General features: G+C 67.5%; 23 protein-coding genes and 5 pseudogenes. 16 read left to right on the forward strand and 12 right to left on the reverse strand.

Annotation, left to right across the window (positions count from 1 at the left end):
* The first annotated feature begins 215 nt into the window (after positions 1-215).
* From ACFYZ8_RS26150 to ACFYZ8_RS26180, 7 genes and pseudogenes are all read left to right on the forward strand, one after another.
* Complete coding sequence (locus ACFYZ8_RS26150) at positions 216-1,553, forward strand: S8 family serine peptidase (RefSeq protein ID WP_388539810.1); 1,338 nt, start codon at positions 216-218, stop codon at positions 1,551-1,553.
* On the forward strand, positions 1,550-1,798 hold the full coding sequence (locus ACFYZ8_RS26155) for a hypothetical protein (protein WP_388539807.1): 249 nt from the start codon (positions 1,550-1,552) through the stop codon (positions 1,796-1,798). The genes ACFYZ8_RS26150 and ACFYZ8_RS26155 overlap by 4 nt, the downstream gene beginning before the upstream one ends.
* Before the next feature lie 60 nt (positions 1,799-1,858).
* Entirely contained in the window at positions 1,859-2,311 is a 453-nt protein-coding gene (locus tag ACFYZ8_RS26160) for a transposase (RefSeq protein WP_388539805.1), read from the forward strand.
* 219 nt (positions 2,312-2,530) lie between these two features.
* Positions 2,531-2,937 (forward strand): annotated as a pseudogene (locus tag ACFYZ8_RS26165) (transposase); the annotation flags it as partial.
* 421 nt (positions 2,938-3,358) lie between these two features.
* A complete protein-coding gene (locus ACFYZ8_RS26170; RefSeq protein ID WP_388539803.1) occupies positions 3,359-4,363 on the forward strand; it encodes a phage tail tip lysozyme in 1,005 nt (334 codons plus the stop codon).
* Between the two features lie 59 nt (positions 4,364-4,422).
* A pseudogene (locus ACFYZ8_RS26175) lies at positions 4,423-4,937 on the forward strand (winged helix-turn-helix domain-containing protein).
* A pseudogene (locus tag ACFYZ8_RS26180) lies at positions 4,934-5,273 on the forward strand (IS630 family transposase); the annotation flags it as partial. The pseudogenes ACFYZ8_RS26175 and ACFYZ8_RS26180, both read left to right, overlap by 4 nt.
* A gap of 9 nt (positions 5,274-5,282) precedes the next feature.
* Here the strand turns inward: ACFYZ8_RS26180 and ACFYZ8_RS26185 are convergent.
* Positions 5,283-6,038 (reverse strand): hypothetical protein, encoded by a 756-nt coding sequence (locus ACFYZ8_RS26185; protein ID WP_388539800.1) that lies wholly within the window; start codon positions 6,036-6,038, stop codon positions 5,283-5,285.
* 581 nt (positions 6,039-6,619) lie between these two features.
* On the opposite strand from ACFYZ8_RS26185, the gene ACFYZ8_RS26190 reads away from it, so the two are divergent.
* On the forward strand, positions 6,620-7,741 hold the full coding sequence (locus ACFYZ8_RS26190; RefSeq protein WP_388539797.1) for an IS630 family transposase: 1,122 nt from the start codon (positions 6,620-6,622) through the stop codon (positions 7,739-7,741).
* Positions 7,742-7,789: 48 nt separating this feature from the next.
* On the opposite strand, the gene ACFYZ8_RS26195 is transcribed toward ACFYZ8_RS26190, so the two are convergent.
* On the reverse strand, positions 7,790-8,971 hold the full coding sequence (locus tag ACFYZ8_RS26195) for an alpha/beta hydrolase family protein (RefSeq protein ID WP_388539795.1): 1,182 nt from the start codon (positions 8,969-8,971) through the stop codon (positions 7,790-7,792).
* Between the two features lie 792 nt (positions 8,972-9,763).
* On the opposite strand from ACFYZ8_RS26195, the gene ACFYZ8_RS26200 reads away from it, so the two are divergent.
* The 3 genes from ACFYZ8_RS26200 to ACFYZ8_RS26210 are packed head-to-tail and all read left to right on the forward strand — an operon-like array spanning position 9,764 to position 10,707.
* Positions 9,764-10,072 carry a hypothetical protein gene (locus ACFYZ8_RS26200; RefSeq protein ID WP_389050130.1) on the forward strand — a complete coding sequence of 103 codons (309 nt, stop codon included), beginning with the start codon at positions 9,764-9,766 and terminating at the stop codon, positions 10,070-10,072.
* Positions 10,069-10,230: a hypothetical protein gene (locus tag ACFYZ8_RS26205; RefSeq protein ID WP_388539789.1), complete on the forward strand. Its 162-nt coding sequence runs from the start codon at positions 10,069-10,071 to the stop codon at positions 10,228-10,230. Before ACFYZ8_RS26200 ends, ACFYZ8_RS26205 begins: the two co-directional genes overlap by 4 nt.
* A gap of 60 nt (positions 10,231-10,290) precedes the next feature.
* Positions 10,291-10,707: a hypothetical protein gene (locus ACFYZ8_RS26210; protein ID WP_388539786.1), complete on the forward strand. Its 417-nt coding sequence runs from the start codon at positions 10,291-10,293 to the stop codon at positions 10,705-10,707.
* Here ACFYZ8_RS26210 and ACFYZ8_RS26215 read toward each other — a convergent pair.
* A pseudogene (locus tag ACFYZ8_RS26215) lies at positions 10,685-11,433 on the reverse strand (transposase family protein). The gene ACFYZ8_RS26210 and the pseudogene ACFYZ8_RS26215 overlap by 23 nt on opposite strands.
* A gap of 424 nt (positions 11,434-11,857) precedes the next feature.
* Here ACFYZ8_RS26215 and ACFYZ8_RS26220 point away from each other — a divergent pair.
* From ACFYZ8_RS26220 to ACFYZ8_RS26235, 4 genes are all read left to right on the forward strand, one after another.
* Positions 11,858-12,805, forward strand: a complete 948-nt coding sequence (locus tag ACFYZ8_RS26220; RefSeq protein ID WP_388539784.1) for an endonuclease/exonuclease/phosphatase family protein — start codon at positions 11,858-11,860, stop codon at positions 12,803-12,805.
* 31 nt (positions 12,806-12,836) lie between these two features.
* A complete protein-coding gene (locus tag ACFYZ8_RS26225) occupies positions 12,837-13,511 on the forward strand; it encodes a peptidoglycan-binding protein (protein ID WP_388539781.1) in 675 nt (224 codons plus the stop codon).
* Positions 13,512-13,585: 74 nt separating this feature from the next.
* Positions 13,586-13,747 (forward strand): hypothetical protein, encoded by a 162-nt coding sequence (locus tag ACFYZ8_RS26230; protein ID WP_388539779.1) that lies wholly within the window; start codon positions 13,586-13,588, stop codon positions 13,745-13,747.
* Positions 13,744-14,532, forward strand: coding sequence for a peptidoglycan-binding protein (locus ACFYZ8_RS26235; RefSeq protein ID WP_388539777.1), 789 nt, complete (start codon positions 13,744-13,746; stop codon positions 14,530-14,532). Before ACFYZ8_RS26230 ends, ACFYZ8_RS26235 begins: the two co-directional genes overlap by 4 nt.
* A gap of 115 nt (positions 14,533-14,647) precedes the next feature.
* Here the strand turns inward: ACFYZ8_RS26235 and ACFYZ8_RS26240 are convergent.
* Positions 14,648-15,507 (reverse strand): IS5 family transposase gene (locus ACFYZ8_RS26240; RefSeq protein WP_388539892.1). Its coding sequence is split into 2 segments (ribosomal slippage): positions 14,648-15,157 and positions 15,160-15,507, totalling 858 coding nucleotides; the frame shifts between segments, so codons are not numbered across the junction.
* Between the two features lie 166 nt (positions 15,508-15,673).
* On the opposite strand from ACFYZ8_RS26240, the pseudogene ACFYZ8_RS26245 reads away from it, so the two are divergent.
* Positions 15,674-16,297 (forward strand): annotated as a pseudogene (locus ACFYZ8_RS26245) (transposase).
* Positions 16,298-16,317: 20 nt separating this feature from the next.
* On the opposite strand, the gene ACFYZ8_RS26250 reads toward ACFYZ8_RS26245, so the two are convergent.
* The 8 genes from ACFYZ8_RS26250 to ACFYZ8_RS26285 all read right to left on the reverse strand — a co-directional run bounded on the left by ACFYZ8_RS26250 (position 16,318) and on the right by ACFYZ8_RS26285 (position 25,502).
* Positions 16,318-17,250 carry a sugar-binding transcriptional regulator gene (locus ACFYZ8_RS26250; protein ID WP_388539774.1) on the reverse strand — a complete coding sequence of 311 codons (933 nt, stop codon included), beginning with the start codon at positions 17,248-17,250 and terminating at the stop codon, positions 16,318-16,320.
* Positions 17,251-17,421: 171 nt separating this feature from the next.
* A complete protein-coding gene (locus ACFYZ8_RS26255) occupies positions 17,422-18,891 on the reverse strand; it encodes an FGGY family carbohydrate kinase (protein WP_388539772.1) in 1,470 nt (489 codons plus the stop codon).
* Positions 18,891-19,844 (reverse strand): transketolase family protein, encoded by a 954-nt coding sequence (locus ACFYZ8_RS26260; RefSeq protein WP_388539769.1) that lies wholly within the window; start codon positions 19,842-19,844, stop codon positions 18,891-18,893. Before ACFYZ8_RS26260 ends, ACFYZ8_RS26255 begins: the two co-directional genes overlap by 1 nt.
* Positions 19,841-20,749: a transketolase gene (locus ACFYZ8_RS26265; RefSeq protein ID WP_388539766.1), complete on the reverse strand. Its 909-nt coding sequence runs from the start codon at positions 20,747-20,749 to the stop codon at positions 19,841-19,843. Before ACFYZ8_RS26265 ends, ACFYZ8_RS26260 begins: the two co-directional genes overlap by 4 nt.
* Complete coding sequence (locus tag ACFYZ8_RS26270) at positions 20,746-21,777, reverse strand: TIM barrel protein (RefSeq protein ID WP_388539763.1); 1,032 nt, start codon at positions 21,775-21,777, stop codon at positions 20,746-20,748. The genes ACFYZ8_RS26265 and ACFYZ8_RS26270 overlap by 4 nt, the downstream gene beginning before the upstream one ends.
* Positions 21,778-21,970: 193 nt before the next feature.
* Positions 21,971-22,282 (reverse strand): GNAT family N-acetyltransferase, encoded by a 312-nt coding sequence (locus ACFYZ8_RS26275; RefSeq protein WP_388539889.1) that lies wholly within the window; start codon positions 22,280-22,282, stop codon positions 21,971-21,973.
* Positions 22,283-22,569: 287 nt separating this feature from the next.
* Entirely contained in the window at positions 22,570-24,663 is a 2,094-nt protein-coding gene (locus ACFYZ8_RS26280) for a PKD domain-containing protein (protein WP_388539760.1), read from the reverse strand.
* Complete coding sequence (locus ACFYZ8_RS26285; RefSeq protein WP_388539758.1) at positions 24,660-25,502, reverse strand: ABC transporter ATP-binding protein; 843 nt, start codon at positions 25,500-25,502, stop codon at positions 24,660-24,662. The genes ACFYZ8_RS26280 and ACFYZ8_RS26285 overlap by 4 nt, the downstream gene beginning before the upstream one ends.

A 25,502-nucleotide genomic window follows, 5' to 3' on the forward strand; every position in this document is an offset into this window, starting at 1 on the left:
GCGGGCCCCTGTAGCTGATGCGACGGTGGACAAGAGGGCGGTGCCGAGACAGCGGCCCGGCAGGGACAGTTCCGCGGACGACGGCTCACGCGTTGTCACTCGGCCTCACCGCGCCCCCCATCCCCGGAGCCTGACACCGCGCACCTCGGCGCGCGTCCACTGACCCGGTAACACTGCGAAAACCCCGTACAAGCATAGAAAAGGTGGGAAATTCAATGGCGAACGGACCCTTGGACAGGCGTGGCCTCGGCGACCAGCCGGACCGGCCCAATGGCGCCCTCGCGGACCACGGCTCGGAGTACACCGGTCGGTACGTGATCCTGCTCGACCCGAACCATCAGGAGAGCGGACTGGACGCACTGCGTTCCGCCGCCGACATCGCTCCCGTAGAGCGCGTCCGGGGAACGGAGACCGCCAACGTCGCCGAACTCCTCGAAAACCCCGACACTTCCGTGCACTTCGAGCAGATCAGCGCCGCGGTCGTCGAAGTAAGACGCGAGCAGCGCCACGCGCTGGTGACCGCAGCCGAGGCCGAGCCCTCGATCATCGCGGCAGAGCCGGAGCGCATGGTCTACGCCTCGGTGATCGGGACGGCGCAGCAGCCGCTGACCGAGTTCTTCCCGGCCTACCGCAGCGACGACACAGTGGTTGAACGCCACACCGAGGCGGCGATGGCCGTTGCCCAGGGCCCGGCCTGGGACGAGGAGACGTGCACCTGGGGCCTCCAGGCGATCCGGGCCAACGTGTCCACCCTGACCGGACGCGGGGTGAAGATCGCCGTACTCGACACCGGTGTGGACACCGACCACCCCGACCTGGTCGGGCGCATCGACGAGACGGCCTCCTTCGTGCTCGGGGAGAGTGTCGAGGACATGCACGGCCACGGCACCCACTGCATCGGCACCGCCGCCGGCCCGGCAAGCCCCCAGAATCAGGAGCCACGCTACGGCGTGGCAACCGAGGCCCGGATCCTCGCGGCGAAGGTCCTCAACCACGCGGGCACGGGCACCGACGGCCAGATCCTGGCGGGCATCGACTGGGCGATCACCCACGGCGCGCGGGTGATCTCCATGTCACTCGGCGCTCCCGTCCAGCCAGGTGGGCTCTTCCTCCAGACGTACGAGACACTGGCCCAGACCGCGCTCCAGCACAGGGCAGTGATCGTCGCCGCCGCCGGCAACGAAAGCCAGCGGCCCCAGCACGTCAAGCCCGTCGACTCACCCGCCAACTGCCCCTCCATCCTGGCGGTGGCCTCGCTGGACAAGTCACTCACGACGTCGTTCTTCTCCTGCGGCGGCATCAACGGCCAGGGCGGCGAGGTCAATATCGCCGCGCCCGGCAGGAACGTACGCTCGGCAGCCCCGGGCGGCGGGTACACGACGAAGTCGGGAACCAGCATGGCCACGCCGCACGTCGCGGGTGTCCTCGCGCTGCTCGCCGAAGCCAGTCCCAACGCCTCCGCGGCCGACCTCAAAGCCAGTCTCCTGTCGGGTGCGTTCCCGCTGACGCAACCCGTCGAGGACGTCGGCTCGGGTCTGCTCCAGGCCCCGTGAGCGAATCCTCGCGGTCCGAACCGGTCGGAGTCATTCTCGCCGTCGACCCCGACCGGTTCGCGGACGTGATCGAGGCGGCGCGACAGGCCGGGCTGACCGTCACGGGCGAGCAGCCGGTTCTCGGCACGCTGTCCGGAACCATCGCCGAGGAACGGATCCCGGCGCTGAAGGCGGTCGTCGGCGTCCGTTCCGTGGACCGGGACCGCGCCATCCACCTCCCCCCGCCCGATTCCCCCCTGCAGTGACCGGCTCCAACAGAAGCGGGTTGATCGTGACTGTCGGCTTGATCCCTCGTCGATGTGGGCATGGGGAAGCGTCGGTCGCGGCCGTGGAGCCTGTCGGTCGAACTGTGGTCGCTCATCGCACCGTTGTTGCCCGAGCCGCCGCCTGAGCAGGTCGAGGGACGGCCACGAGTGCCCGACGGGCAGGCCCTGTGCGGCATCCTGTTCGTCCTGCACACCGGCATCCAGTGGGAGTACCTGCCCCAGGAGTGGGGCTTCGGCTCGGGCATGACGTGCTGGCGGCGCCTTGCGGCCTGGAACGAGGCCGGCCGTGTGGGACCAACTGCACGCGCTCCTACTGAACAAGCGGCGGTGGAAGACCCAGCCGGACTGGTCCCGGGCAGTGATCGACTCCTCCCACGTCCGGGCCGCACGTCGGGGCCCAAAAGCGGACCCAGCCCGGTCGACCGCGCACGCCCGAGCGGCAAGCACCACACCTCACCGACGGCCAAAGGATCCCCCTCGCCGCGGCGCTGACCGGCGGAAACCGCAACGACGTCACCCAACTGCTGCCCCTGCTGAACAAGATCACGGCAGTGGCCGGAATCGTCGGCCGGCCACGCAGTCGGCCCGACACGCTCCTCGTGACCGCGGCTACGACCACGACAAGTACCGCCGGCTCCTGCGCCAACGCGGCATCCGGCCCGCGATCGCCGAGCGCGGGCAACCGCACGACACCGGCCTGGGCACCTTCCGATCGGTGTGTTCCTCGCCTATGCAACTGGCCGCGGGACGCAATCTGATCGACCGTCGCTTGTACCTGCCCACCTCCTGGACGGACGACCACAAGCGCTGGCCACGCGCGGGCATCGGCGAAGAGGTTCGGCCTCGAGAAGAAGGTGGCCATGGCCAAGGCGATGGGCCGAAAGGCCATCGCTGACCGGATTCACTTCGGCTGAGTAACCGCGGATGCCGCCTACGGCTTCAGCAAGAGCAGGTAGCGATAGGTTCGAGCTGGCGCAGGCGGACGTTTTCCACGTCATGGCCACAACGAGACACGGCACGGTCGTCACCCGCTGGGCACCCACGACCTGCTCCCCGGCCTGCCCCGGCAGAAGTGGAAACGCCGCTCCTGCGGTGAGGGCGCCCATGGAAGACACATTGAGGCCACGAAACCGGCCCTGGCCCAGCTACCGAAAGGGCCTCGGCGGGGGCGTCAGACGCTGATTCGCACCCTCCCCGGCGGCGACACGACACCTACGAGTTTGTCGCCTGGCGCGTGCTCGTGCCCGAAGCTCATGTTGTCCGCTCGCGCGCTTCACAGACGTGTGCCCCCGCGAGACAACCTGCCAGGCGGCTGTTACCCAATAGCCGCGTGATGTGATCCAGAGCACGCAGCGATGCTTCGCAGTAGACTGGGCTTGGGTTGGGCTTCGAACAGGGCCGGGGCGATCGCTACTGGCGGCACCAGTTCGCAACTAGACAACAGCATGTCTCTGTCCTCCCCTTACCCAGCTTCTCCAGCCGTGGTGGACCCCGTGCGCCCTCGCGACGGCGAAGCGGGCTTCGCGTGAGGAGCCTGAAATGAACGGCAAATCTCCGAACATCGAAACAGGACATCTTCCCGCCGATGCCAGCCATCCCGGTCACGGCCCGGGACACGCGCCGGTCACGGTCGCGGTGGTTCCGTCGGCTGGCGACTGGACAAAGGTCGGAACCGACGACCGCATGCTTTACTGCATGAGGCGACTCGTCGACCGGTACGGTTATCCGCCCGCAGGCGCCGCCGGGATCGTCGGGAACCTGTGGGCAGAGTCGGCCATTCTACCGAATCGCGTCGAGGGCAGCTCGCCGTCCACCCCTATGCGAGCGAAGAACTTCGCCGGAGTGACCACGAATTTCACAGCCGCCCAAATCATGGATCGGAAATCACCCCATCTGGGACCCAAGCTACCCGGCGTCGGCCTCGCCCAGTGGACTTCGCCCTCCAGGCGGTCGGGACTCTTCAGGCACGTTTACAACGGAGCAGCCCTCGGGGTGGACGTCCTGTTCAACATGGATGCCCAACTGGACTATCTCGACAGCGAATTGCGTACGAGCTACTCGGGAGTCCATCAGGTTCTTTCCAGCCACGCGGTGTCGGTTGAGGCTGCAAGCGACGAAGTCGTTTACAACTACGAAATTCCGGGGGCCATTCTCAGCGGCCACAGCAAACTGCCGCGCGCCGACGCCCGCGTGCAGACGGTCTTCAAGCAACGTCGCTCACCATCGAACAGGGCACTGACCGCCTACCAGTCAGGTGGCGGCCACGTTACCTTCGAGCCGTTCCCTGGTGCGTCGTTCTTCCACACCGGACAGAAATCGCCGATCATCGCCGCAATGCACCAGCGGCTCGTCGCCGTAGGCTGCAACCGGTACCAGTCCAGTGCCAACGCCGGCATATGGGGCCCGGGCGATGTGAAGTCGTTCGCCGCCTGGCAGCGGACACTCGGCTTCGAAGGCGACGACGCCAACGGCATCCCCGGCAAGACCAGTTGGGACAGGCTGCTCGTCCCCAACGTCACTGACTTTGTTGGCGTGATGTCGTAGCTGACAGGCAGTGTGTGCTGCGGTAGGCCGCCGCTACGAGGTACCCGCAAGGGGGCGGGCTGACCGCCGAGCGGCAAGCGTTTCGTGAGCGCATTCGGTTACAGGCGGCCGAGTTGTTCGCTGCTGGGCAGGGCAATGCCGCGGTCGCCCGTGAGTTACGTGTCAGCGTGCGGTCCGTGCAGCGGTGGCGCCGGGCCCGGGGGGGGGACGGTGGAGAGCGGGCCCTGGCTTCGAAGGGGCCGCTGTCCGGGCCCACGTTCAGTGAGGCGCTCTTCGCGGTGCTGGAACAGGAGCTGGCCAAGGGACCGGTGGGGCACGGCTGGCCGGACCAGACCTGGACGCTGTCGCGGATCAGAACCCTGATCGGGCGCCGGTTCCACACGGCCATGACCTTGTCGGCGATCGCGCAGATGCAGCACCGGCACGGCTTCAGCAGGTCCCGGCCCGCCGCGCGGTGGAACGCGACGAGAAAGCCGTCCGCGGCTGGGTGAAGGAGACCTGGCCCCAGGTGGAAACACCGCGGCGGCGCTCGCGGCCTGGATCTGCTTCGAAGACGAGGCCGGCTCCTCGATGACGCCGCCGACGACCCGAACGTGGGCCAGGTGTGGGCGTACACCCGTCATCCGGGTACGCGGACGTTCCCAGCGCCGGTTCTCCATCGCCCGCTCTGGCCTGCTCCAAGCAGGGCGAACACTCGCGCCTCATCTACCGGCCCAAGCGGCACGTCGACCACAAACAGGGCGGCAGACGCAGTTTCACCCGGAGCGAGTACCACGACCTGCTGATCGCCGCCCATCGGCAGCTCGGCGCGCCGATTGTGCTCGTCTGGGACAACTTGAACGTACACAAGGACGCCAGGCTGCGGGTGTTCATCGATGCCCAGGACTGGATCACCGGCTGCTTTCTGCCGGTCGAGTGTTCAGTCGAGCCGGCGGGCGGCCGCCAAGGCGGTGAGTACGCGGCGAGTCTTGTTCTCGGTGTTCTCAGAGAGGGGCACCCCGCGCTCCCGTACCGCCTCCCGGAGTTTCCGCTGCTTGCGCTCGACCCGCGCCGTGAACGTCTCCCGATCATCCTCGTCCTTGGGTTTCACCCGGATCGAGGCCTCCAGGAACTCCAAACCGGTAACCGACCACACCTCCAGATCGGCCTTCAGGTCATCGAGCGGGACGTCCTCGATCTTCGTCGACAGGACCGGCCCCAGCGCGACCAGCCCGTCAATCCGGACGGAGGGCGCACAGGCATGCAGGAACTGGTCCTGCACCGCGTCCATCGCCGCGGCGGCATCGGCTTCCTGCTCTACCGCATCTCCCAGCGTCCCAGCAGGGCAATCGCGGGCCAGGGAGGCCGCCAGCACGCGGCCGTTCGTCGACCAGTCCTCCTCGATCCGGTAGGCGAAGGGTCCCGCTTCGAAGGCGTCGGAGAACCGGCCGACCAGCTGCTCTTGGTCGCACGGACGTAGCTTGACCGTCAGATCCTCCGATGCGCCGCCCAGTCTGAAGCGCACGATCACGCCGTTGTCCAACAACGGGACCCGCCCCTCGGCGGTCCCTTGCCGGTCTTCTGCGAACCAGATCCGGCGCGAAGTCAGCGTACCCCGCGAACTCCCGAGAGCCGACAGCGCACCGGACACATCGCCCTCGACGTTGACCTTGATCTCGGCCGGAAGCAGGCTCATGACATCACTCCCCTACGGGATACTGAAGACATAAAAACCTCACATTTTCAGGATATATCTACCCGTACGCAGGCGCGGTTTTACCTCGGGCCGTGAACGTCGACGTCGCGTCGCGCCAGATGTTCGCTCTGGAGTGACCCACCCGCGCCCTGATGCGCACACCGCCGGACGGGAGCGGACACATCCACGGGCCGGAGTTCCGCTGCGTCGAGGACAAGCCGTGACGCCGGATCTCAGTGTGCGTGCTCTCCTTCCTCGAGGTAGAACTCCCACCTCGTGACGAGCCGCAGGTCGCTTCCGGCAGGCCCGTCGTCGACGAAGCCCACGCCGCCTGGTCGTCGCCCTCTTGCAGTCTGCCGTCCAGGGCCGTCGAGCCTTGGCAGCGATCGCGGGGGGCCGCCCCTTCTGCAGTGCTTCGTAGGTGTGTTCGGCACCCGAAGCATCGGAGCCCTCCGCATCGAAACGACGTGGCCGAAGTCCGGGGACAGGGTGACTAGTGCTGTGACCGCGTAGGTTCGCCGGGTTGGTGGTCGGGGGCGGTTGGATGTGCGGTGACGTCCGATCCGACCGCTGGAGGCGCGGTGGCCGAGCCTGTCCGTGTGCGCAGACTGACCGACCAGGAAGGGCAGCGGCTGCAGCAGATCGTGCGCCGCGGCAGTACGAGTTCGGTGCGATACCGGCGCGCGATGATGCTGCTGGCCTCAGCTGGCGGGAACCGGGTGCCGGTGATCGCCCAGCTGGTGCAGGCCGACGAGGACACCGTCCGGGACGTCATCCACCGGTTCAACGTGATCGGCCTGGCATGCTTGGACCCTCGGTGGGCGGGAGGCCGTCCCCGCCTGCTCAGCCCTGACGACGATGACTTCGTCATCCAGACGGCCACCAAACGACCCGCCAAGCTCGGCCAGCCCTTCACCCGCTGGTCACTGCGCAGACTCGTCGCCTATCTGCGGAAGGTCCACGGCCGGATCATCCACATCGGCCGCGAAGCATTACGCTGCCTGCTCGCCCGCCGCGGCGTCACCTTCCAGCGCACCAAGACGTGGAAAGAATCCCCCGACCCGGAACGGGAGACGAAGCTGGACCGGATCAAAGAGGTGCTGGACCGCTTCCCGCAACGGGTCTTCGCCTTCGACGAGTTCGGCCCGCTCGGGATCAGGCCCACCGCAGGCTCCGGCTGGGCTCGCCAGAAATACCCCGACCGGCTGCCTGCCACCTACCACCGCACCCACGGCGTGCGCTACTTCCACGGCTGCTACTCGGTCGGCGATGACCGCCCGTGGGGCGTCAACCACTGCAGGAACGGTGCCGCGAACACGCTGACCGCGCTGAAGTCGATCCGCGCCGCACGACCTGACGGCGCACCCATCTACGTGATCATGGACAACCTGTCCGCCCACAAGGGCAGCGGCATCCGCCGCTGGGCGAAGAAGCACAAGGTCGAGCTGTGCTTCACCCCGACCTATGCCTCGTGGGCGAACCCGATCGAGGCGCACTTCGGGCCGCTGCGACAGTTCACGATCGCCAACTCCCACCACCCCAACCACACCGTGCAGACCCGGGCCCTGCACGCTTACCTGCGCTGGCGCAACGCCAACGCCCGCCACCGCGACGTCCTGGCCGCCGAACGCAAGGAACGAGCCCGCATCCGCAGTGAGAAAGGCATCCGCTGGGGCGGACGCCCCCTCAAAACGGCGGCGTGAACAACTGGGCGAACCTATACGGTCGCGGCACGATTATCGGACGCCAGGTCACGGCCGCTGGAATGCGACCTCAGGATGCGTGGCCTTGGGACCATCGAGGAGCGGCTGCGATATGCCCCGCAGGTGGAGGTCAAAGAAGGCTGAAACGTAGTCGCGGGTTATGCGCCACCCGCGTTCTCCGGACAGCGGTATGGCAGGGTCCGACAGGCCCAGCTGCCCGGCCAGATACGGCAGGTCCGTGAAGGAGAAGTGTTCAGCGCCGACCACGGTCAGCCAGCGTTTCCAGCCGTTCAGATGTTTCCACGCCTCAGGCCAGTCGGTTGGCCGGCTGCTGGGGCTGTGCGTGGACTCGGCGCCGAGCATCATGAACGGGCGCACGCCGAGCCCGGCGGCAGCAGGGCGCACAAAGAAGTCACCGTCCAGGTCAACCCCCGCCCGCACACGACGGTCGGCGGTCATGGTTGCCGCCGCGGTTGCACCCCCGATCGAATGCCCGCCGATTCCGATCCGGCTCGGGTCGATCACATGCGACAGCGCCCCGGCCTGTCGGCCGTTGGTCAACTCGCTGATCACGAAGGACATGTCTTTGACCCGGCCGCGCACGACGGCCGCCCGCTCCTCCTTAGTGTCGACCCGTTGACAGGCCACACAGGTCAGCATCCGGCCCCCGGGGAAGGCCGTGCCGACGGATTCGTATGCGTGGTCCACCGAGGCGACGACGTAGCCGCGACTCGCGAGATCGTCGGCGATCGAGGTGAGGGTAGTGCGCGGCATCGAGAAGCCCGGGGACAGCAGCACCATGGGGAAATGCCCTGGCGCCGGACGAGCGCCCACGCGCGCATGGGTACGTGCCCCGGCAACCGTTTCGTGGGGCACGACGCCGTCGAGTCCTCTCGCCGCCAAGAGGAGCTGCGCCTCCTCGTCTGTCATGTATGTCGCGGGTAATCCACTCGCCGAACGTGCTGGGTAGGACACCGTCACCATCAGCTCCCGGTTACCGGCCGTCGGTACCCATGGGTCGGTGCGGTGCCGGTCGACCAAGTGCAGAGTGCGGCGGCCCACGGGGTACTGGCCGGTGGGGGGCGGCAGTTCTAACCGGCTGCTGTACGGGACTTGGGGCGCAATCTGCGCGGCGTTGACGGACACGGCCGGTGCGGCGCCCAAAAGCGGCACTGATAGGGCCAGGGTGAGCAGCGTGGCCACAGCGGCTCTGCGTTGTCTGGGGATCATGCAGTCGAAGCTAGGCCCTGGCTCTCCACAACACGTCCGGCTCCAGGGGTACTTGGTCGTACCCCTGTCGGCGGATCCCGTCAGACCTCGGTATCACACAGATGAGGGCGGGCGGTCTACCCCTTGGAGACGAGCCGGTGACGACGTCACCGCCCATTCAACCGCCACGCCCGCCAACCCGGTGAACCTATGCGGTCAGGGCACTAGGTGCGCGAGGAAATGCTCGTCACCCTTGTCGAAGGCCAGGTAAGTCAAGTCCGAGAGGCGGTCGGCGTGGTGGTCGAACCGCCGGAAGTGAACGACGTGCCGCACCTCGACCGTCAGCGGGTCCCGTTGTCGGCTGGAACAGCTTTTTTTCTTGACGGCAATAGTCAAGAGTCAGACGCGGCTGACGCAGCCACAACTGTCACAGGATCAGGCGGGCAGGACTCGGCGGACAGCCGACACAACGGTGCCGGGCCTTCAGCTGAGCGCACGGCAGCACCCTGTGCCGAAGGGCAGGGAGTGGCGCCAAAGCTGTTTCAAAGTGGCAGTAGTGGCGGTGAGTTGCAAGTCACGGTGGTGTGACGCCGCTTGCCGGCCGTCCCATCTCGTACGAATGCAGCTCCAGTTGGAGCGGTGATCTATCAAGTCGCCTTGCCGAACCGGAGCTTGGATGTGTCGTCGTCTGCCGGTGTCTGTCTGAACAAGTCGCCCTCGCGTCAGCACCGCGCCCTTGCGGGACTGCCGCAGCGGCTGGCCACACGGGCTGACCCGCGGCATCGGCGGGGGAAGCGACACCCGTTCGTGAGTGTGCTGCTCATCGCCTGCTCGGCCGTGCTGGCCGGGGCCCGATCGTTCGCCGCGATCGGGCAGTGGGGCCCGCAACGCCTCACAGGACACGCTCGCCCGCCTCGGCGCCCGCACGACGACCGAATTCAGCGCCCGGATCGCGCCGAGCACGCCCGACCGCCGAAGCGTCCTGAACGCCGCGCCCCGGCGCAGTCGCCGACCTGCTCGGCGCCGACCCGGCCGGAGCGGACACCCTGGCCGTTCACGGCAAGAGCGCCCGCGGCTCACGCACCACCACCGACCCGGCCGCCCATCTGCTGGCCGCGATGACCGGGACCGGGCAGACCGTCACCCAGCTGCGGGTACCGGACAAGACCAACGAGATCACCTGCTTCGCCGCCCTGCTGGGGCCGCACGACCTGGCCGACGTGACTGTGACGGCCCACGCCCTGCACATCCAGCGCGAGCACACTCGGTTCCTCGTGTGAGGACAAGAAAGCCCACCACCTACTGCTGAGCAAGGCCAACCAGCCCGGACTGTCCGGCAGTTGAGGTCGCTGCCCTGGACGCAGGCCACCGCGCAGCGCTGCGACCGCGAAACGGGGCATGGCGGCAAGGAGACGCGGACGACCAGGGCACTGACCGACACCGGTCTCGGACTGGACTTCCCCCACACGGTGCAGACCGCGAAGATCCTTCACCACCGCACCGACCTGCGCTCCGGAAAGGTGACACCGCAGACCGTCTGCGCACCCACTGACCTCAACGCCCGCCAGGGCTCTCCCCAGCGCATCGGACAACTGGCCCGCTCGCAGTGGGTGATCGAGAACCGGCTGCACTCCATCCGTGACACAACGTTCACCGAGGACGCCTCCAAGATCCGCACCGGCCACGGCCCGACAGCATGGCCGGCCTCCGCCGCTTCGCGATCACTGAGCTTCTTCAGCGTTGCCGCCCCAGGGTGAGGATGGCTTTGGCAATTGACGTCATCCGGTTGGGGCTGCATCGGGATCTGCGGAAGATGCGCCAGGACTTCAGGTGTGCGACGCCTCGTTCGACCGGTGCCCGTGCCGCGGACAGCGCGCGGTTGAGGGTCTTCTCGGTGAGGGTGAGTTCCTGGAGGGGCTTGCGTTTGATGCCGGTACTCACCCAGGGCCGCCGCCCTGGTAGGCGAGGTCGGCCAGGATGGGGACGCCCTGGCGTTCGCAGATCCGGATGATCCGGTGGGTGCGGGCGGCGGTCAGGTCGTGAGTCCGGCCGGGCAAGGCGGGTGAGAGCCACAGCAGTCGGCCGTCCGGATCGGTGACCACCCGCACGTTCACCCCGTGCCGGCGGTGCTTGTGGGAGTAGTCGGCCCGTCCGTCGCCGACCCGGTCGCACTCGGCGAGCGTGCCGTCCAGCAGGACGAAGTCGGGGTCGGTCTCGCGCAGGACCTTCAGCAGACCCGGCGCGCGTTCGGCGAGCAGGTGGATGACCGCACTGGTGTAGGCGTGAGCGGTGGACTCGCTGATCCCGAACCCGGTAGCGATCTTCGCCAGGGTGGTGTGTTCGCGCAGGTACACCAGTGCCCCCGTCGCGCGCTGGGACGGGCGGAGCTTGCAGCGCCGGTCACCCTCACGGGTGACGATCAGCATCGTCACCCACTCCACGAGGGCATGGGGCAGGTCGAGTGCGGCAGGACAGATGACCAACGAGGCCCCCGAGCAGCATGGTTGAGACAACAGACATCTCGATCAACAGCCCGGGGGCCTCGCTCTTTGCGCTTCGTGGACCCTCACCTGATCGGTGGCCAACTCGAAGAAGCTCAATCAGCTACGAGTGGCAGGTCACACGGAAACCGCTGCCGGGCCCCGCGAGCTGTCCTCACAACCCTTCCACCGCCCGCTGGACCGCTTCAGCCTGGCCTGACCAGCGACGATCCAAGATCGTCAGGCTTGCAACAGCCTGCGTTTGCCAGCCGTCGCGCCCGGCGGGAAACTGGACATATCGGTGCGGGCGTGCTGTTACCAGCGAACGCCGACTGCGCCAGAGCATCTTTCGCTCCTGCCGCGCCGGCACCCGTACCCGCTGCTGTGCAGCGGCCCTTACTCCAGTCCCGTCTTCTCGGGAGCACCCATGACAACGTTGCGACTGGCCACGTTCAACGTCGAGAACCTGTTTGCCCGCTGGCGGTTCAAAGCCGATGTTGATCCCGCAACCGCCAATACACGGGGATGGATTGTCGACCAGACCCGTTTCGAGGAACTGGGCGTGGACGACAAGGCAATCACCGGGGCAGCGGTTCGAGAGCTGCGGGCCGACGTGCTGTGCCTGCAAGAGGTGGAAAACATCGACACGCTCAAGCATTTCCGGGCTCAGGCCCTCGGGGGCCGTTCGGAATACCCGTACGTCGCCGGGGTTGACGGCAACGATCCTCGGCTGATTGACGTCGCCGTGCTGTCGAAGCTGCCGATCACGCGTATTCGGTCGCACCAGCACCTCATGGACCCGGCGAGCCCGACGGCAGCACTGTTCTCCCGTGACTGCCTCGAGGTCGACATAGAGGTCGAGGTCAACCCGCAGCAGACCACATCGGTCACGCTGTTCGTCAACCACTTCAAATCGATGCTTGGCGGGCGTGCGCAGACCCGCGGGAAGCGGGAACGCCAGGCCAAGAAAGTGATGGACATAGTCACCGACCGCTTCGGGCACGAGGCACCGGGAGACCATCCGTTCGTCGTTCTGGGCGACTTGAACGACTACCTGGAACCGGACGGCGACGGGAGTTCGGGCATCGATCAACTCGTCACCTGGGGCCAGATCGAGAACGTCGTCGCCCGCCTGCCCGAGGAAGACCAGTGGACGCACTACTGGGACGACGCCGACGAATACCGACAACTGGACTACCTCCTGCCGTCGGTATCGCTCGCCCAAGCCGTGCCACAGGCGCTCCCGGAAATCTTCCGTAAGGGGACCCCGCTACGTGCCACCCGGTACAAGGGCCTTCGCTTCCCGGGGGTCGGGCAGAACAAGCCCAAGGCATCCGACCACTGCCCCGTCATCTTCAACCTCGAGGTCTCCTGAGCAGCCGCTGGCTGGGTCGACGGGAGAGCACGTGCCGGCACTCGCCTGCGCCCGCTCAGTGCGGCGCGCCCGGCCTGCCGTGAGCCTGGCTGAGCTGCGCTCACTCGCCACACAGGCAGGGTTCACCGGCAGCGACATCAAGATCGCCGCGGCTGTCGCCATGGCAGAGTCAAAGGGCGACCCGGCCATTATCGGGGACCAGCATCTGGTCGACCACAAGTGGGGGCCGTCCATAGGCTTGTTCCAGATCCGCTCACTCAAGCACCCGGGACAGTTTTCCCCACCGGACACACTCAGGGTTGAGGCAGAACTCAAAGATCCGCTCTACAACGCCAAGGCGGCAAAGGCCATCAAAGACGCACACGACTGGATCCAATGGTCCACGTTCACAAACGGGGCATACAAGCAGTACATGGATGGCGCCCCCGCCAATTTCGAGCCGTTCCCTGGTGCGTCGTTCTCCCACACCGAACGGAAGTCGCCGATCATCGCCGCAATGCACCACCGACTCTTCGCCACAGGCTGCGACCGCTACCAGTCCCACACCAAGGCCGACGTATGGGGACCGGGCGATGTGAAGTCCTACGCCGCCTGGCAGAAGAAGCTCGGCTTCGAAGGCACCGCCGCCAACGGCATACCCCGCAGAACCAGTTGGAAAAACTGCCGGTCCCCAACGTATGAACCAATCCCCAGTGTTCTTCCCTGAGGCGACGAGAGAATTTTTCCCCGGCCACAGGTCGAACCGCCAGCAAAAGCAGTGGTAAGTGGAAGGACTACATAATGCACGAGAAGAACTTCGACCAGGAGGACGTGAAGGCAGCCCTCGAGAAGACCGACACCGCCGACGGACCCGGCACCGACAACCTCGATGACCTTCCGCCAAGCGACTTCGTCGCCTTCGCCGAGGACGGAGTCGAGAACGACACGGAGGCCCCGAAATGACCGCCACCATCGCTTACGACCGCCCCGTCTCGAACTTCATCGACAAACTCAGCGCGACGGGCCACGTCACCCACAAGTCCTACAGGAAGACGTCGGTCACGCTGCACCACAACGGCGGCAGGCTTTCGCACCAGGGCGTGCTCAACGTATGGAAGACGCGTCCCGCTTCGGCACACTTCGACGTGGACGCCGCCGGTGCCGTCGCTCAGTACGTCAAACTGAACGAGTACGCCTGGGCCGTCGGAGACACGGCCGGCAACCAGAGATCGATCAGCATCGAAATGGCGAACGAAACGCTCGCACCCGCCTGGAAGGTCTCCGAGACCACCTGGAAGAACTCCGCACGGCTCGCCGGCTGGCTCTTCGCCAGGGTGATCGGCAAACGCCCCAGCAAGAGCAACCTCTTCTACCACCACCACTGGTCCTCAACCGCCTGCGCCGGCCCGCACATGGACGCGCTCTACGACAAGGTCCTCGCGGCGGCTCAGGAGGCGTACGACCACTTCAAGGCTTCACACCCGGTCCGTGTGTCGAACACTGAGCCGTTCCCTGGTGCGTCGTTCTTCCACACCGGACGGAAATCACCGATCATCGCCGCAATGCACCACCGACTCGTCGCCACAGGCTGCGACCGGTACCAGTCCCACGCGAATGCCGATGTATGGGGCCCGGGCGATGTGAAGTCCTACGCCGCTTTTCAAAAAAAGCTCGGCTTCGACGGCGCCGCCGCCAACGGCATACCTGGCGAGACCAGTTGGGACAAACTACAGGTCCCCAACGTCTGACGTCGAGGAATTGTCAAGAACTGTGGACGGGGCCTCATCCTGGCTCTCTGCAGCATCATCGCGTGCCCGAGCAATGGATCGGTCTCGACACTGCCGCCCGGCCTAGGGTCCGTCTTCATACGGATCTTGCCCAGAGCAGGAACGATGCGAGAGAGACCGCTGCTTCGTAGGAGGTGGCGGTCTTGTCGTATCTTATGGCGATGCCACGGAAGCCTTTGAGCCGGTTGAAGCAGCGCTCAACTACGTTGCGTCGGCGGTAGATCTGCCGGTCGAATGCCGGTGGCCGGCCGCCGCGGCGACCGCGGTTGCGTCGGTGTCGCTGCTGGTCGGCCTTCTCCAGGATGGTGCACGCGGTGCTGCGTTTGCGCAGGTAGGCGCGGAAGCCTCGGGAGCTGTAAGCCTTATCGACGATGACCTGATCAGGTCTGGAGCGCGGTCGGCCGGGGCCGTTGCGTGGGACGCGGATCCGTTCCAGGAGGGGGCCTGCGCAGATGCTGTCGTGGCGTTGGCCGGGTGTCCGCAAGACCGCGAGCGGGCGCCCTTTACCGTCGCAGGCGAGATGGATTTTGGTGGTCAGTCCTCCACGGGATCGGCCGAGGGCGTGATCGTATGGTTCGTCCCGCCGATGGATCCCTTTTTTCGGCCGGTGGCCGCGGCGTGCTGGTGGGCGCGGACGATGGTGGAGTCGATCTGGACGAGCCAGTCGATGTCGCTGGCCGCGTCCGCGGAAGCCTGGATCTGCTGGAGTGCCTGGGTGAACACGCCATCCAGGGCGTAGCGGCGGAAGCGGGTGTAGACCGTCTTCCATGGCCCGTAGCGTTCCGGCAGGTCACGCCAGGAGACCCCGGTCCGGATCTTGTAGACCATCCCATTCACGACCTGCCGGTCCTCTACCCGCGGTCGGCCTGTCGCAGCCCGCGGTATGAGCGGAGCGAGTAACTCCCACTCCTGATCGGTGAGTTCATGGCGGCGTATCACCCCACCATGATCCACCACCTGATGATCTTTGAAGACGGACCCTAGATGCCATTTTCGGCGCTGTCACGTTGACTGTTGGCGTGGGATGATCTTCGGGTTGATCACGCTGGAGGGGCCGTACGTGGAGAGCACGCCGCCGTCGTACAAGGGCCACCGGTACCTGATGGTCAGCCCCCACTGCGTGTGCCTGTATCACCGCTTCCCGCTCAGCTTCCGCGAGGTCGAGGCGTTCACGCTCGAGCGCGGGATCGTCGTCTCCTACGAGACGATCCGCCACTGGTGCGTCAAGTTCGGGCAGATCTACGCCAACACGCTGCGCCGCAGGGCCGTCGACCAGGACGGGAACGTCCTCGACATCCTCGTGCAGAACCGGTGGGACAAGGCTGCGGCCAGGCGCTTCTTCCGCCGTCTTCTCACAAGAACCCGCAGTGCCGAAGGTGATTGTCACCGACAAGCTGCGCTCCTACGGCGCGGCCCACCGCGAGGTCATGCCCTCTGTCGAGCACCGGCAGTCGAAGTACCTGAACAACCGGGCCGAGAACGGCCACCAGCCCACCAGACAACGCGAACGCGCGATGAAGGGCTTCCGCAGCGTCGGCGCAGCCCAGCGGTTCCTGTCCGCCGCTGCGGCATCTCCCCCCGCTTCCGCACCCGACGGCACCTGATGAACGCCCCCGACCACCGCACCGCGATGACCACCCGCTTCGCGATCTGGGACCAGATCACCGGCACCGTCGCCAGCCACACCCTGGCACCACGTCAGATACCCACATGCCCGACAACGTGACAGCGCCCCCACAGGTGTTGTCAATCCGCCAGGAGGGCCCGCGCCACCTCGGCATCGGTGATCAGAATATTGATCCACCCGCCACGGGCTGCTCCACGGACCGCTGCGATCTTGTGGGTCCCGCCGGCGACGCCTATCCGTCGTTCCACCGCACGCAGCCGGTCCGGTTCGATGCCGATGATGCGGTCGTTGAACGGCGCGTCGACGGCAACTCCATCCGCGTCGAAATAGCGGGCGCAGACGTCACCGACGGCACCCAGTCGTTTAAGTTGCTGTTGGTCCTCTGAGGTAATGGCGTTGCCTGAAAGGCGCAGCAACGGCGACGGCTCGATCGGGCCGATTCCGAGGACGGCCAGGGTGACGCGGGACCACGCCTGCATGGCCTCCGCCATCGCCGGTTCCCGCGACAGCAGGTCTCGCAGTTCCCTGCTGCCGACCAGCGCGGCGGACGGAGCGAACACCGGGCGCGCTCCGGTGAGTTCCGCCAGACGGCTGGTCAGCCGGGTGGCGTGCAGCTGTACTTCCGGGCTGCCGGACCCGCCGACCATCTGCACGACTTCCTGTGCCGTGGACGGCGTCTGGGCACGCATGACCTTGACGGATTCCAGGAGGGTGGCGCTCCAGGAGGAGATGCCGATGACGTCTCCTCCTTTGAGTGTGGCGTCGAGATAGGTGACGGTTGCCGCGGCCAGAGCGGGGATCACATCCAGTCCCGCGCCTTCCACCTCCACCACGACCACGTCACGCAACCCGTACCGTTCCGCGAGGGCTTCTTCGAGTTCGGCGTGTACGCCGTCCGGGGAGATCACCACGGTGCGCACGACTCCGCGATCGACCGCCTCCTTCAGCAGACGCGAGACCCGGGGCTGGGACATGCTGAGACGCGCCGCGATCTCGGGTTGCCGCAGGCCGCGCTCGTGGTACATGCGAGCCACCTTGACCAGCAGCCGCATGTGGTCAGGGCTGGGAGTGGATGACGCTGCCGCCATCGTGCCACCCTCCTCCTCGCTCTGGCGGCCAGGCCGGCGCCGGGCCGCACATCATCGCCGCCGAACACACTATCGTCGGACCACGTGGCGGAACGTGCTTCAGCCCCCAGCTCTGGCCTCGCAGCTCAGCTGTATTCATGACGGCCCGTGGCCACCGCCCTTCCCGAGGCCGCGCGCGGTCTCAAGACACCGGTGCCATCGTGCGACCGCGCTGCGGCGCTGTGCGTCGTCCCAACCGGAGGTGAAGATCTTCATATCGCTTTCCGCGCGCTCCTCCAAGTCACCTGTCGTCCACAGGCCCAGCTCGAGTCCAGCCAGCTGGGCGGCTCCCGCGGCGGAGAGTTCGTGGTGCCGGGCGCGTGCCACAGCCACGTCTGCGACGTCGGCCTGCAGTTGCATGAGCGCGTCGCTGCGGCTCAGGCGTCCGTCGGCGACGACCTGATGCAGGCCGGGCAGCACGGCGAGGACGTCCGCCACCTGGTAGGCGACCGATTCCAGCGCGGCGCGCGCCAGCTGGGCACGGCCACTGCCCAGGCCGAATCCGGCGAGTACGGGTATGGCGTCGGCGTCCCACCAGGGCGCTCCGATGCCGCCGAACGCCGGGACCAGCGTCACACCGCCCGCGTCCGCGCCGGCCGCGACCCTGATGAGCTCGTCGGGGGAGGTATTGAGCAGCTGTGCCAGCCATGTGACGGTACGCCCGGCGGAGCGGATGTTGGCCTCGTGGGCGAAGGCCGGCCGGCCGGTGGACCAGGCGATCGTGCTGCACACCTGTTCCACCGGTTCGGTCGAGTCCGTAATCGTCATGACGGACGAGCCGGTGCCGTAGGTGACCTTGACGATGCCCGGCCGCCAGCCGGCGTGGGCGAACAACGCGGCGTGCGAGTCACCCATGACCGCGAGCACCGGGGTGCCGTCGAGCAGCGGGGCGAGTCCGCGCAGTCCGCCGAAGGGCCCGTTGGACGCGACGATCCGGCTCAGAGCCGGGCGCGGAACGTCGAACAGGCCGAGCAGTTCGTCGTCCCACTCACTTGTCGTGAGGTTGACCAGTTGGGTTCGGGAAGCGTTGCCGACCTCGGTGACCAGCTCCCCGGTCAGCGCGTGCAGGAGATACGCGTCCACGGTGCCCAGCCGTAGGCGGCCGGCGCCGCTGAGTGCGCGGGAAGGATCGTGCTGGTCGAGGAGTGCGGCCATTTTCAGGGCCGAGAACATCGGGTCGAGCGGAAGACCGGTGCGTCGCCTGACCGCCTCGCCCATCCCTGCGCGGGCGAGCCGGTCGGCGCGTTCGGATCCGCGCTGGTCCTGCCAGCTGACCAAAGGAGCGACGGGCCGGCCGGTCACCGCGTCCCACAGGACAACCGACTCACGCTGGGTGCTCAGCGCCACGCCGGCCACGGAGCGCGGGTCAGCGGCCTTCATGCAGTCGGCGACCGCGGTGCGCACACTGCCCAGGAGCGCCAGAGCGTCCTGCTCCACCAGGCCGGGGCCCGGGTGGGACTGCGACAGGGACGCGCTCGCCCGGGCGACGACCTCGCCGGCGGCGTCCAGGAGCAGCACCTTGGTCGAGCTGGTGCCCTGATCGATGGCGAGAACGTGCGGCTTCATCAGGCCCGCCCAAGGGCCTCGCGCGCGGCGGCGGCGATGCCTTCGGCGTTCAGGCCGAAATGGTCGAGAAGGAAGGACGCGCTGCCGGTCGGGGCGAAGGTGGGCACGCCCAACATGCGCACTGGGACAGGGTCGTGCTCGGCCACGACCTTGGCGACCGCCGCTCCCAGACCACCGGAGAGGAGCCCTTCCTCCGCGGTGACGATGGCAGTGGTCTCCCGGGCGGCGGCCACCACGGAAGCCACGTCGAGTGGCTCGACGAACGTCATGTTGAGCACGCGGGCCGAGACCCCCTGCCGCCCGAGGATTTCGGCTGCCTCCAGCGCACGCGAGACCATCGTGCCCACGGCCATCAGGGTGACATCGGTGCCGTCGGCGAGACAGGCGGCCCGGCCGGCTTCGAACGGCGTGCCATCGGGAGTGACAGCGGGGACCTTGAACCGGGGAACGCGGATGTAGGTCGGCCTTCCCGATGCGGCGGCCCAGCGCACCGCGCTGCGGGTCTCCGCAGGATCCGCGGGAACGATGATCTCCAGACCGGGTATCGCACGCATCCAGGCGAGGTCCTCGATGCCGTGATGGGTGGGGCCGAGCTCGCCGTAGGCCATGCCGGGGCTCTGCCCGCACAGCACGACATGCCGGTAGGTGTAGGCGATGTCGGCCTTGATCTGTTCCAGCGCACGCCCCGTCAGAAAGGGCGTCGCGGCGGACACGAACGGAACGAACCCGGCGTTGGCGAGGCCGGCCGCCACACCGACCATGTCCTGCTCCGCGGTGCCCACGTTGACCAGCCGGTTGGGGAACTCCTCACGGAACTGGACGAGGTTGCTGGAGCCCACCGAGTCATTGCACACCGCCACGATCCGCTCATCGGCGCGGGCCAGTACGGCAAGCTCGTCGGCGAAGTCCGCCCGGCAGTCGAACGTGGGGGTCTGCGCGGCCACGGCGGTCATCGGTTCAGCTCCTTGAGCGCGAGTCGGACCTGTTCATCGGTGGGCACCTTGTGGTGCCACTCGACGCGGTCTTCCATGAACGAGACACCCTTGCCCTTGACGGTGTTGGCGATCACCGCGACCGGGCGACCCGTGGTCGACGGCGCGTAGGCCTGTTTGATCGCCTCGTGGTCGTGGCCGTCGATGACGCGGACCTCCCACCCGAAGCTGGCCCACTTCGCGTCCAGCGGCTCCAGGGACTTGGTGTCCTCGGTACGGGCGCCCTGCTGCAGCCGGTTGCGGTCCACCACAGCCGTCAGGTCGGCCAGTTCGTAGTGGGCGGCTGTCATCGCGGCCTCCCAGTTACTGCCTTCCTGGATCTCTCCGTCGCCCAGCACGACGATGGTCCGCCACGTCTGGCCGCGCAGTCGCGCTCCGAGTGCGATACCGGTGGCGACCGGGAAGCCATGTCCGAGCGGACCGGTGTTCGTCTCCACACCGGGGACCTTCAGCCGGGCGGGATGACCGTTGAGCGGCGACAGCGGGGCCATGAACTCGCTGAGGCGGGCCCGCGGGAAGAACCCACAGGAGGCCAACGTCGAGTACAGCGCCGCGGCACAGTGCCCCTTGCTCAGGACGAAGCGGTCGCGCTGGGGGTGCTCGGGCTCGGACGGATGCATCCGCAAGGCCCCCCACAGAGCCGTGACCAGCAGATCGGTCACGGACAGGTCACCGCCGACGTGGCCCATGCCCGCCGACTGGATCGTGGTGAGGATGTCACGGCGGACGGAGGTCGAGATCTCGGCGAGGGCCCGGGCGGCCTCGGTCGGCGATGCCGCCCGCAACTGGGCGCTGCGCTGGTGGTACATCCGGGCAGCGTCCTCGTCGGGCCGCAGCGGAGCCATGGTCTCCAGGGTGGTGGTCACTCGGATTCACTTTCCGCGAGCGCACGAAACAGCGCCCGCTTCGCGATGCGCTGCGCACCCAGGGCGTCCTGCGCCGACTGGGCGGCGGCCAGTTCGTCCCGGTCGAGGTAGCCCAGCGCCTGGTGGAAGGCGCGCATGGTCCGGATGCCGGTGCGTGCGGCCTCGACCGGGTCCTCGCGGAAGGGGAACTGATCCAGCTGCCAGACGCCCTGCCAGCCGGCGTCGTGCAGCGCGAAGAAGAACTCGAAGGTCTCCAGCAGGTGCACCGAGCCGACGACCATGTCGTCGTCCCAGCCCCGGAAGTTGTCGTTGACGTCGATGGCGAACAGCTTGTCGCGAGCGATCGCCATCCGTGCTGCCTCGGCCGGGGTCTCGCCGCCGTACAGGGAGTGGCCGAAGTCCAGCAGGACACCGACGTTGTCCACGCCCATGTCCTGTATCGCGAGCAGGGTGCGTGCCACGGAGGAGAAGACCATCCGGTTGCGCGGCTCACGCGGCTTGTACTCGATCGCGAACTTCAGGTCCGGGAACGACTGGGCGAGCTCGCGCAGCGCGTCCACCGACTTGGCCCACAGATCGGTGTAGTCGGCCTGGAAGGGATAGTCGTAGCCGTCCTGTCCCGGCCAGATCTTGACGTAGTCCACGCCGAGTTCCCGACCGACCTCGGCGGACGCTGCGACCAGGTCGATCGCCTTCCGGCGGACGGCGGGATCGGGGTTGGTGAAACCGCCCTTGGCGAACTTGCCGGTGTAGATCTCCGGCGTCACCGCGATGGCGCGCAGTTGCTGCTCGGCCAGCGCGGCGCGTACTTCGGCCGTGCTGATGTCGCCGGGAGGGAAGGGCCAGTTCAGGTCGAGGACGGACAGGCCATCGACCGCTCCGGCCACCTTGATGGCATCGAGGACGGTGCGCGGACCGCCGTATCCGTCCGTGGCGTAGCGGTCGACGTAGGTGGCGAAGTGCCAGACGCCTGCGCCGTAGATCGACTCACGCCGATCTTGAATGTCTATTCGACTATGAGTAGGCATGCGCATCACGCTAGGAATGAGCCAGCGATGTGTCAAGGGCTCGCGTCGGCACAGCTCGCAGGAGGCTGTAAGGGGGGCGGCGTACGGCCGCAGGCTGCCGGAATGCCGAACCTGAGCTACGCCGACCCTGGAGGCCGGGACCGGGTACTCATCATCTGTCTGTGCGTCACTGCCCGTGGCCTCGCCGCCGCGGTCATGGGGTCGCGTCGGTGATGAGGTCGCGCTGCATGAGGATGGTGTCCAGCCAACGGCCGTCCTTGTGACCGACGGCAGTCAGTCGGCCCACGTACTGGAAGCCGACACGGCGATGCAGGGCGGTGGAGGCACCGTCCCCGGTGTCGGCGATCACCGCGATCATCTGGTGCAGGCCGCACCCGGCGGAGGCTTTCACCAGCTCTTCCAGCAGTTTCGTGCCCGGGCCGCGGCCGACGCACGTCGGCGAGAGGGAGACGGTGTCCTCTGCCACGTGCCGGTTGCTGGGCTCGGGGCGCGCGCCGCGGCACAGGCGTAACCCGCCGCCTCATCCGCCGCGACCGCCACCAGGAAGGGCAGCCCCCGAGCGCCGAGGTCCTCGAGCCGCTGCAGCCAACGCTCGGCCGAGGGGGCTCGACTTGGCCACTGTGTCCCTCTCCTCTGTTCAGCGTCGGCGTCGCAGGCAAAGCGGTCGGGAGCGGGTCGCGCAGCGCTTGCTGCGCGACACCTCCGCGGGCGGTGTCCCAGCTGGCCTCAGACTGACGTGCCGCAACCGGACGCATCTTGTGCGCAGGACCTGGTGGAGGCGAAAGGGGATCTCTAGTGGACGACGACGCGCACCCGCCCGAGGTTCGCCACCTGGGCGAAGGGGGTTGCGGCGTCGCCGTGCCGTTGCGCCGCCACCCTCAGCACCGGGAAGTATGTGCCCGGCTTGGTGTAGGTGAACGTCTGGCTCACCTCGACGGTTCGGCGAGGTGGCCCGAAGGACTTGGGCGTGAAAGTGCCGGTGCCGGCGAAGTCCCATTCCGTCGTCACAATGCGGCCGGCGCCGGGCGGGACCTCGATCCTGGCGTTGAAGGTGACAGACCGGCCGACGGCCACATCGATCCGGTCGGCGCCGCCGACCGTCAGATCGACGACGGGCTGGATTCCCCGGCGGGCCGTGGCGCTCTCCGGCACCTCGACCTGGCTGTCGTCCACGCTGTAGGGAGTCGAGCGCGCCGGTGCCACTCCCTTCTCCACCCAAACACTCAGATCGCGCAGCGCTTGCTGCAGGATGCCGGTGAACTCGACGATCTGGGCCGCGCGGGCGCCGGTGACGGGGCCTTCGAGGTGGTCGGCGTTGTCGTTGAACCAGAGGCGGAAACTGTCGTCGTATCCCGCACCGAGGGCTTCCTTGACCCGCGCGCGGTACCAGTCGGCGGGCCAGGGGTAGGCGTCGGTGTCGAGGAGGTTGGCGACGACGATGACCTTGCCGTTGATCCTGCCCGTGTGCGTGCCGCCGCCGCTGGTGGACGCGGAGATGGCGGGGCCGACTTGGACCTTGCGCTGCGGGTAGAGGGGCTGCCCGTCGGGTCCCCGGTATTGGTCCCAGGCGTAGAAGCCGGGACGGGTCGGAACCTGGTAGCGGTGGTAGGCGCGGAAAGCGAGGGACCACCGGTTGTCCATGCGCAGTTTGTCGCCGGTGCCGAGGGCGGCCAGCACCCCGGCGTTGTTCCCGCTGTCTAGGGTGAGGACCCGTGTGGTCGGGTCGAGTGAGCCCGAGAGTGTTCCGATGACCGTCGTGCCGTCGCTTTCGTAGGCGGTGAAATCCAGTCCCGTCGTGTCCGGCTGGGACGGCGCGGTGGCGAGGACAAGGCTCATCGGCTTGTTCTGGGTGTCCCGGCTGATCTGCTTGACCGTGGCCAGATGGTCGATCCGCGCGGCACGGATCAGATCGCCGAGTGGCGACTGCTCGGTGCCGAGGTAGCCCGGCTTGCCCCAGAAATCGTCCGCGTAAGTGGGATCCATGCTGCGCACGATGGCCGTGAACCCGAGAAGGGCGTCGGGGGCGGTCAGCCCCAGCACGTAGCGGTAGTCCTCCCAGGCCCGGAGCGGAACACCCATTCGCGTGGCTTCTCGCAGCATGGCCCGCTCCACCTCGTTGAGACGCGCGTAGGGGTTGCCGCTGCCCCCGGGTGCCACGGCGTCGGCGATCAGCGGAGCCTTGTTCCGCAGGACGAGCCGCGCCAGGGCGCGGACGGTGAAGCTGTTGGGCATGGAGCCCGGCGTGCCAGGGATGAAGGGCACCGCACCGTCCCACACGCCCGAGGTGTTCTCGATGGCGCCGATGGTCTGGTAGGAGCCGCCGCTGCCGCCGTAGACGTAGCCGTAGATCCGTCGCTTCGAGCCGTAGTACCGCGCCGCGTACGTCCGGGAGAACTTGGCCGTGGCCGCCTCCACGCGGTAACCGATCCCGCCGTTCGTCTGCACGACGTAGGCGCCGCTGTCCACTCCGAAAGCGATGTCCTCGGCGGCTGGGTTCTCGTCCTGCAGCGGATACACCTTGTGGAAGAAGCGGCCCTGCCACTGCTTCTTCGAGGGGAGACAGAGGGTGAACTTCTTGTCCGTGCCCGCGAAGTGACCCGCTACCTTGCGGTGTGGTACCGGTGTGGTGAGGTCCGTTTCGCTGTCGATCACAGGTTGGTCGTACAGGGGGTCGTCGCAGTCGGGTGTGACCCATATGGGCCCGCCGTTCACGCGCGCCGTGCACTGCGGCCGGGATTCGGCCGCGGCGCGGGGGGCCTGGATCGACGACGCGCCCAGCAGCACCACGGCGCCGGCGGTCGCGTTGCGGACGAAATGGCGTCTTGACCATGCCCCTGCCGGGGAACCGTGCGACCTGTCGTCACCGACCGTTCCGTGTGTCTTCATGAGTTCCCCTTGAGGTCGGAAAGCTCCGCGGTGTCGAGTTGCAGCCGCTTGGCGCGCCGGATGCGTTGCTTCTTCGGATCCGCGACGGGAGCCGCCATCTGCAACTTGCGGGTGTAGGGGTGCTGTGGGTTCGTCGCGACGTCGTGTGCCTTGCCGATCTCCGCGATGCGGCCCTGGTGGAGGACGGCGATCCGGTCGCTCACCTCGTTCACGACGCCCAGGTCGTGGCTGATGAACAGGTAGGCCACGCCCGTCCGGCGCTGGATGTCCTGCAGGAGCGTGAGGACGCGGGCCTGGGTGGTCACGTCCAGGGCGCTGGTGGGTTCGTCGCAGATGATGACCGAGGGATCGAGGGCGAGGGCGCGAGCGATCGCGATCCGTTGCCGCTGCCCGCCGGAGAACTCCCGCGGGTACCTCCCGCCGGCGTCGGCCGGGAGACCGACGGCGTCCAGCAGTTCCCGTACGCGGGTTCGGCCGGCCTCGGCCCCGGCTGCGACGAGGGGTTCGACGAGGATGTCCTCGACCTGCATGGACGGGTTGAGTGACGAGTAGGGGTCCTGGAAGATGACCTGGATGTCGCGGGCGACCTTGCGTCGGCGGGCCCGGGAGATGTTGCTGATGGTCTCGCCGCGGAAGGTGATCGAGCCTGCCGTGACCGGCGCGAGTCCGAGGACCGCACGGCCGATGGTCGTCTTGCCCGAACCGGACTCGCCGACCAGGCTCAGTGTCTCCCCGGCGCGCAGATCGAAGGAGACGTCGTCGATCACCGTGGTCCCGGCACTCTTCCGGCCGCCGTAGCGGACGACGAGGTTGTCGACCTTCAGTACCGGCTCTGGCAC

It is taken from the genome of Streptomyces sp. NPDC001668 (assembly GCF_042893155.1).
Lineage (GTDB): Bacteria > Actinomycetota > Actinomycetes > Streptomycetales > Streptomycetaceae > Streptomyces.

Coding starts and splice junctions, on each gene's coding strand:
- ACFYZ8_RS26205 (WP_388539789.1), top strand. CDS start 10,069: ATGACCGGGACCGGGCAGACCGTCACCCAGCTGCGGGTACCGGACAAG.
- ACFYZ8_RS26185 (WP_388539800.1), bottom strand. CDS start 6,038: ATGAGCCTGCTTCCGGCCGAGATCAAGGTCAACGTCGAGGGCGATGTG.
- ACFYZ8_RS26160 (WP_388539805.1), top strand. CDS start 1,859: ATGGGGAAGCGTCGGTCGCGGCCGTGGAGCCTGTCGGTCGAACTGTGG.
- ACFYZ8_RS26270 (WP_388539763.1), bottom strand. CDS start 21,777: ATGCCTACTCATAGTCGAATAGACATTCAAGATCGGCGTGAGTCGATC.
- ACFYZ8_RS26280 (WP_388539760.1), bottom strand. CDS start 24,663: ATGAAGACACACGGAACGGTCGGTGACGACAGGTCGCACGGTTCCCCG.
- ACFYZ8_RS26255 (WP_388539772.1), bottom strand. CDS start 18,891: ATGAAGCCGCACGTTCTCGCCATCGATCAGGGCACCAGCTCGACCAAG.
- ACFYZ8_RS26230 (WP_388539779.1), top strand. CDS start 13,586: ATGCACGAGAAGAACTTCGACCAGGAGGACGTGAAGGCAGCCCTCGAG.
- ACFYZ8_RS26260 (WP_388539769.1), bottom strand. CDS start 19,844: ATGACCGCCGTGGCCGCGCAGACCCCCACGTTCGACTGCCGGGCGGAC.
- ACFYZ8_RS26170 (WP_388539803.1), top strand. CDS start 3,359: ATGAACGGCAAATCTCCGAACATCGAAACAGGACATCTTCCCGCCGAT.
- ACFYZ8_RS26220 (WP_388539784.1), top strand. CDS start 11,858: ATGACAACGTTGCGACTGGCCACGTTCAACGTCGAGAACCTGTTTGCC.
- ACFYZ8_RS26250 (WP_388539774.1), bottom strand. CDS start 17,250: ATGCGGCTGCTGGTCAAGGTGGCTCGCATGTACCACGAGCGCGGCCTG.
- ACFYZ8_RS26150 (WP_388539810.1), top strand. CDS start 216: ATGGCGAACGGACCCTTGGACAGGCGTGGCCTCGGCGACCAGCCGGAC.
- ACFYZ8_RS26195 (WP_388539795.1), bottom strand. CDS start 8,971: ATGATCCCCAGACAACGCAGAGCCGCTGTGGCCACGCTGCTCACCCTG.
- ACFYZ8_RS26235 (WP_388539777.1), top strand. CDS start 13,744: ATGACCGCCACCATCGCTTACGACCGCCCCGTCTCGAACTTCATCGAC.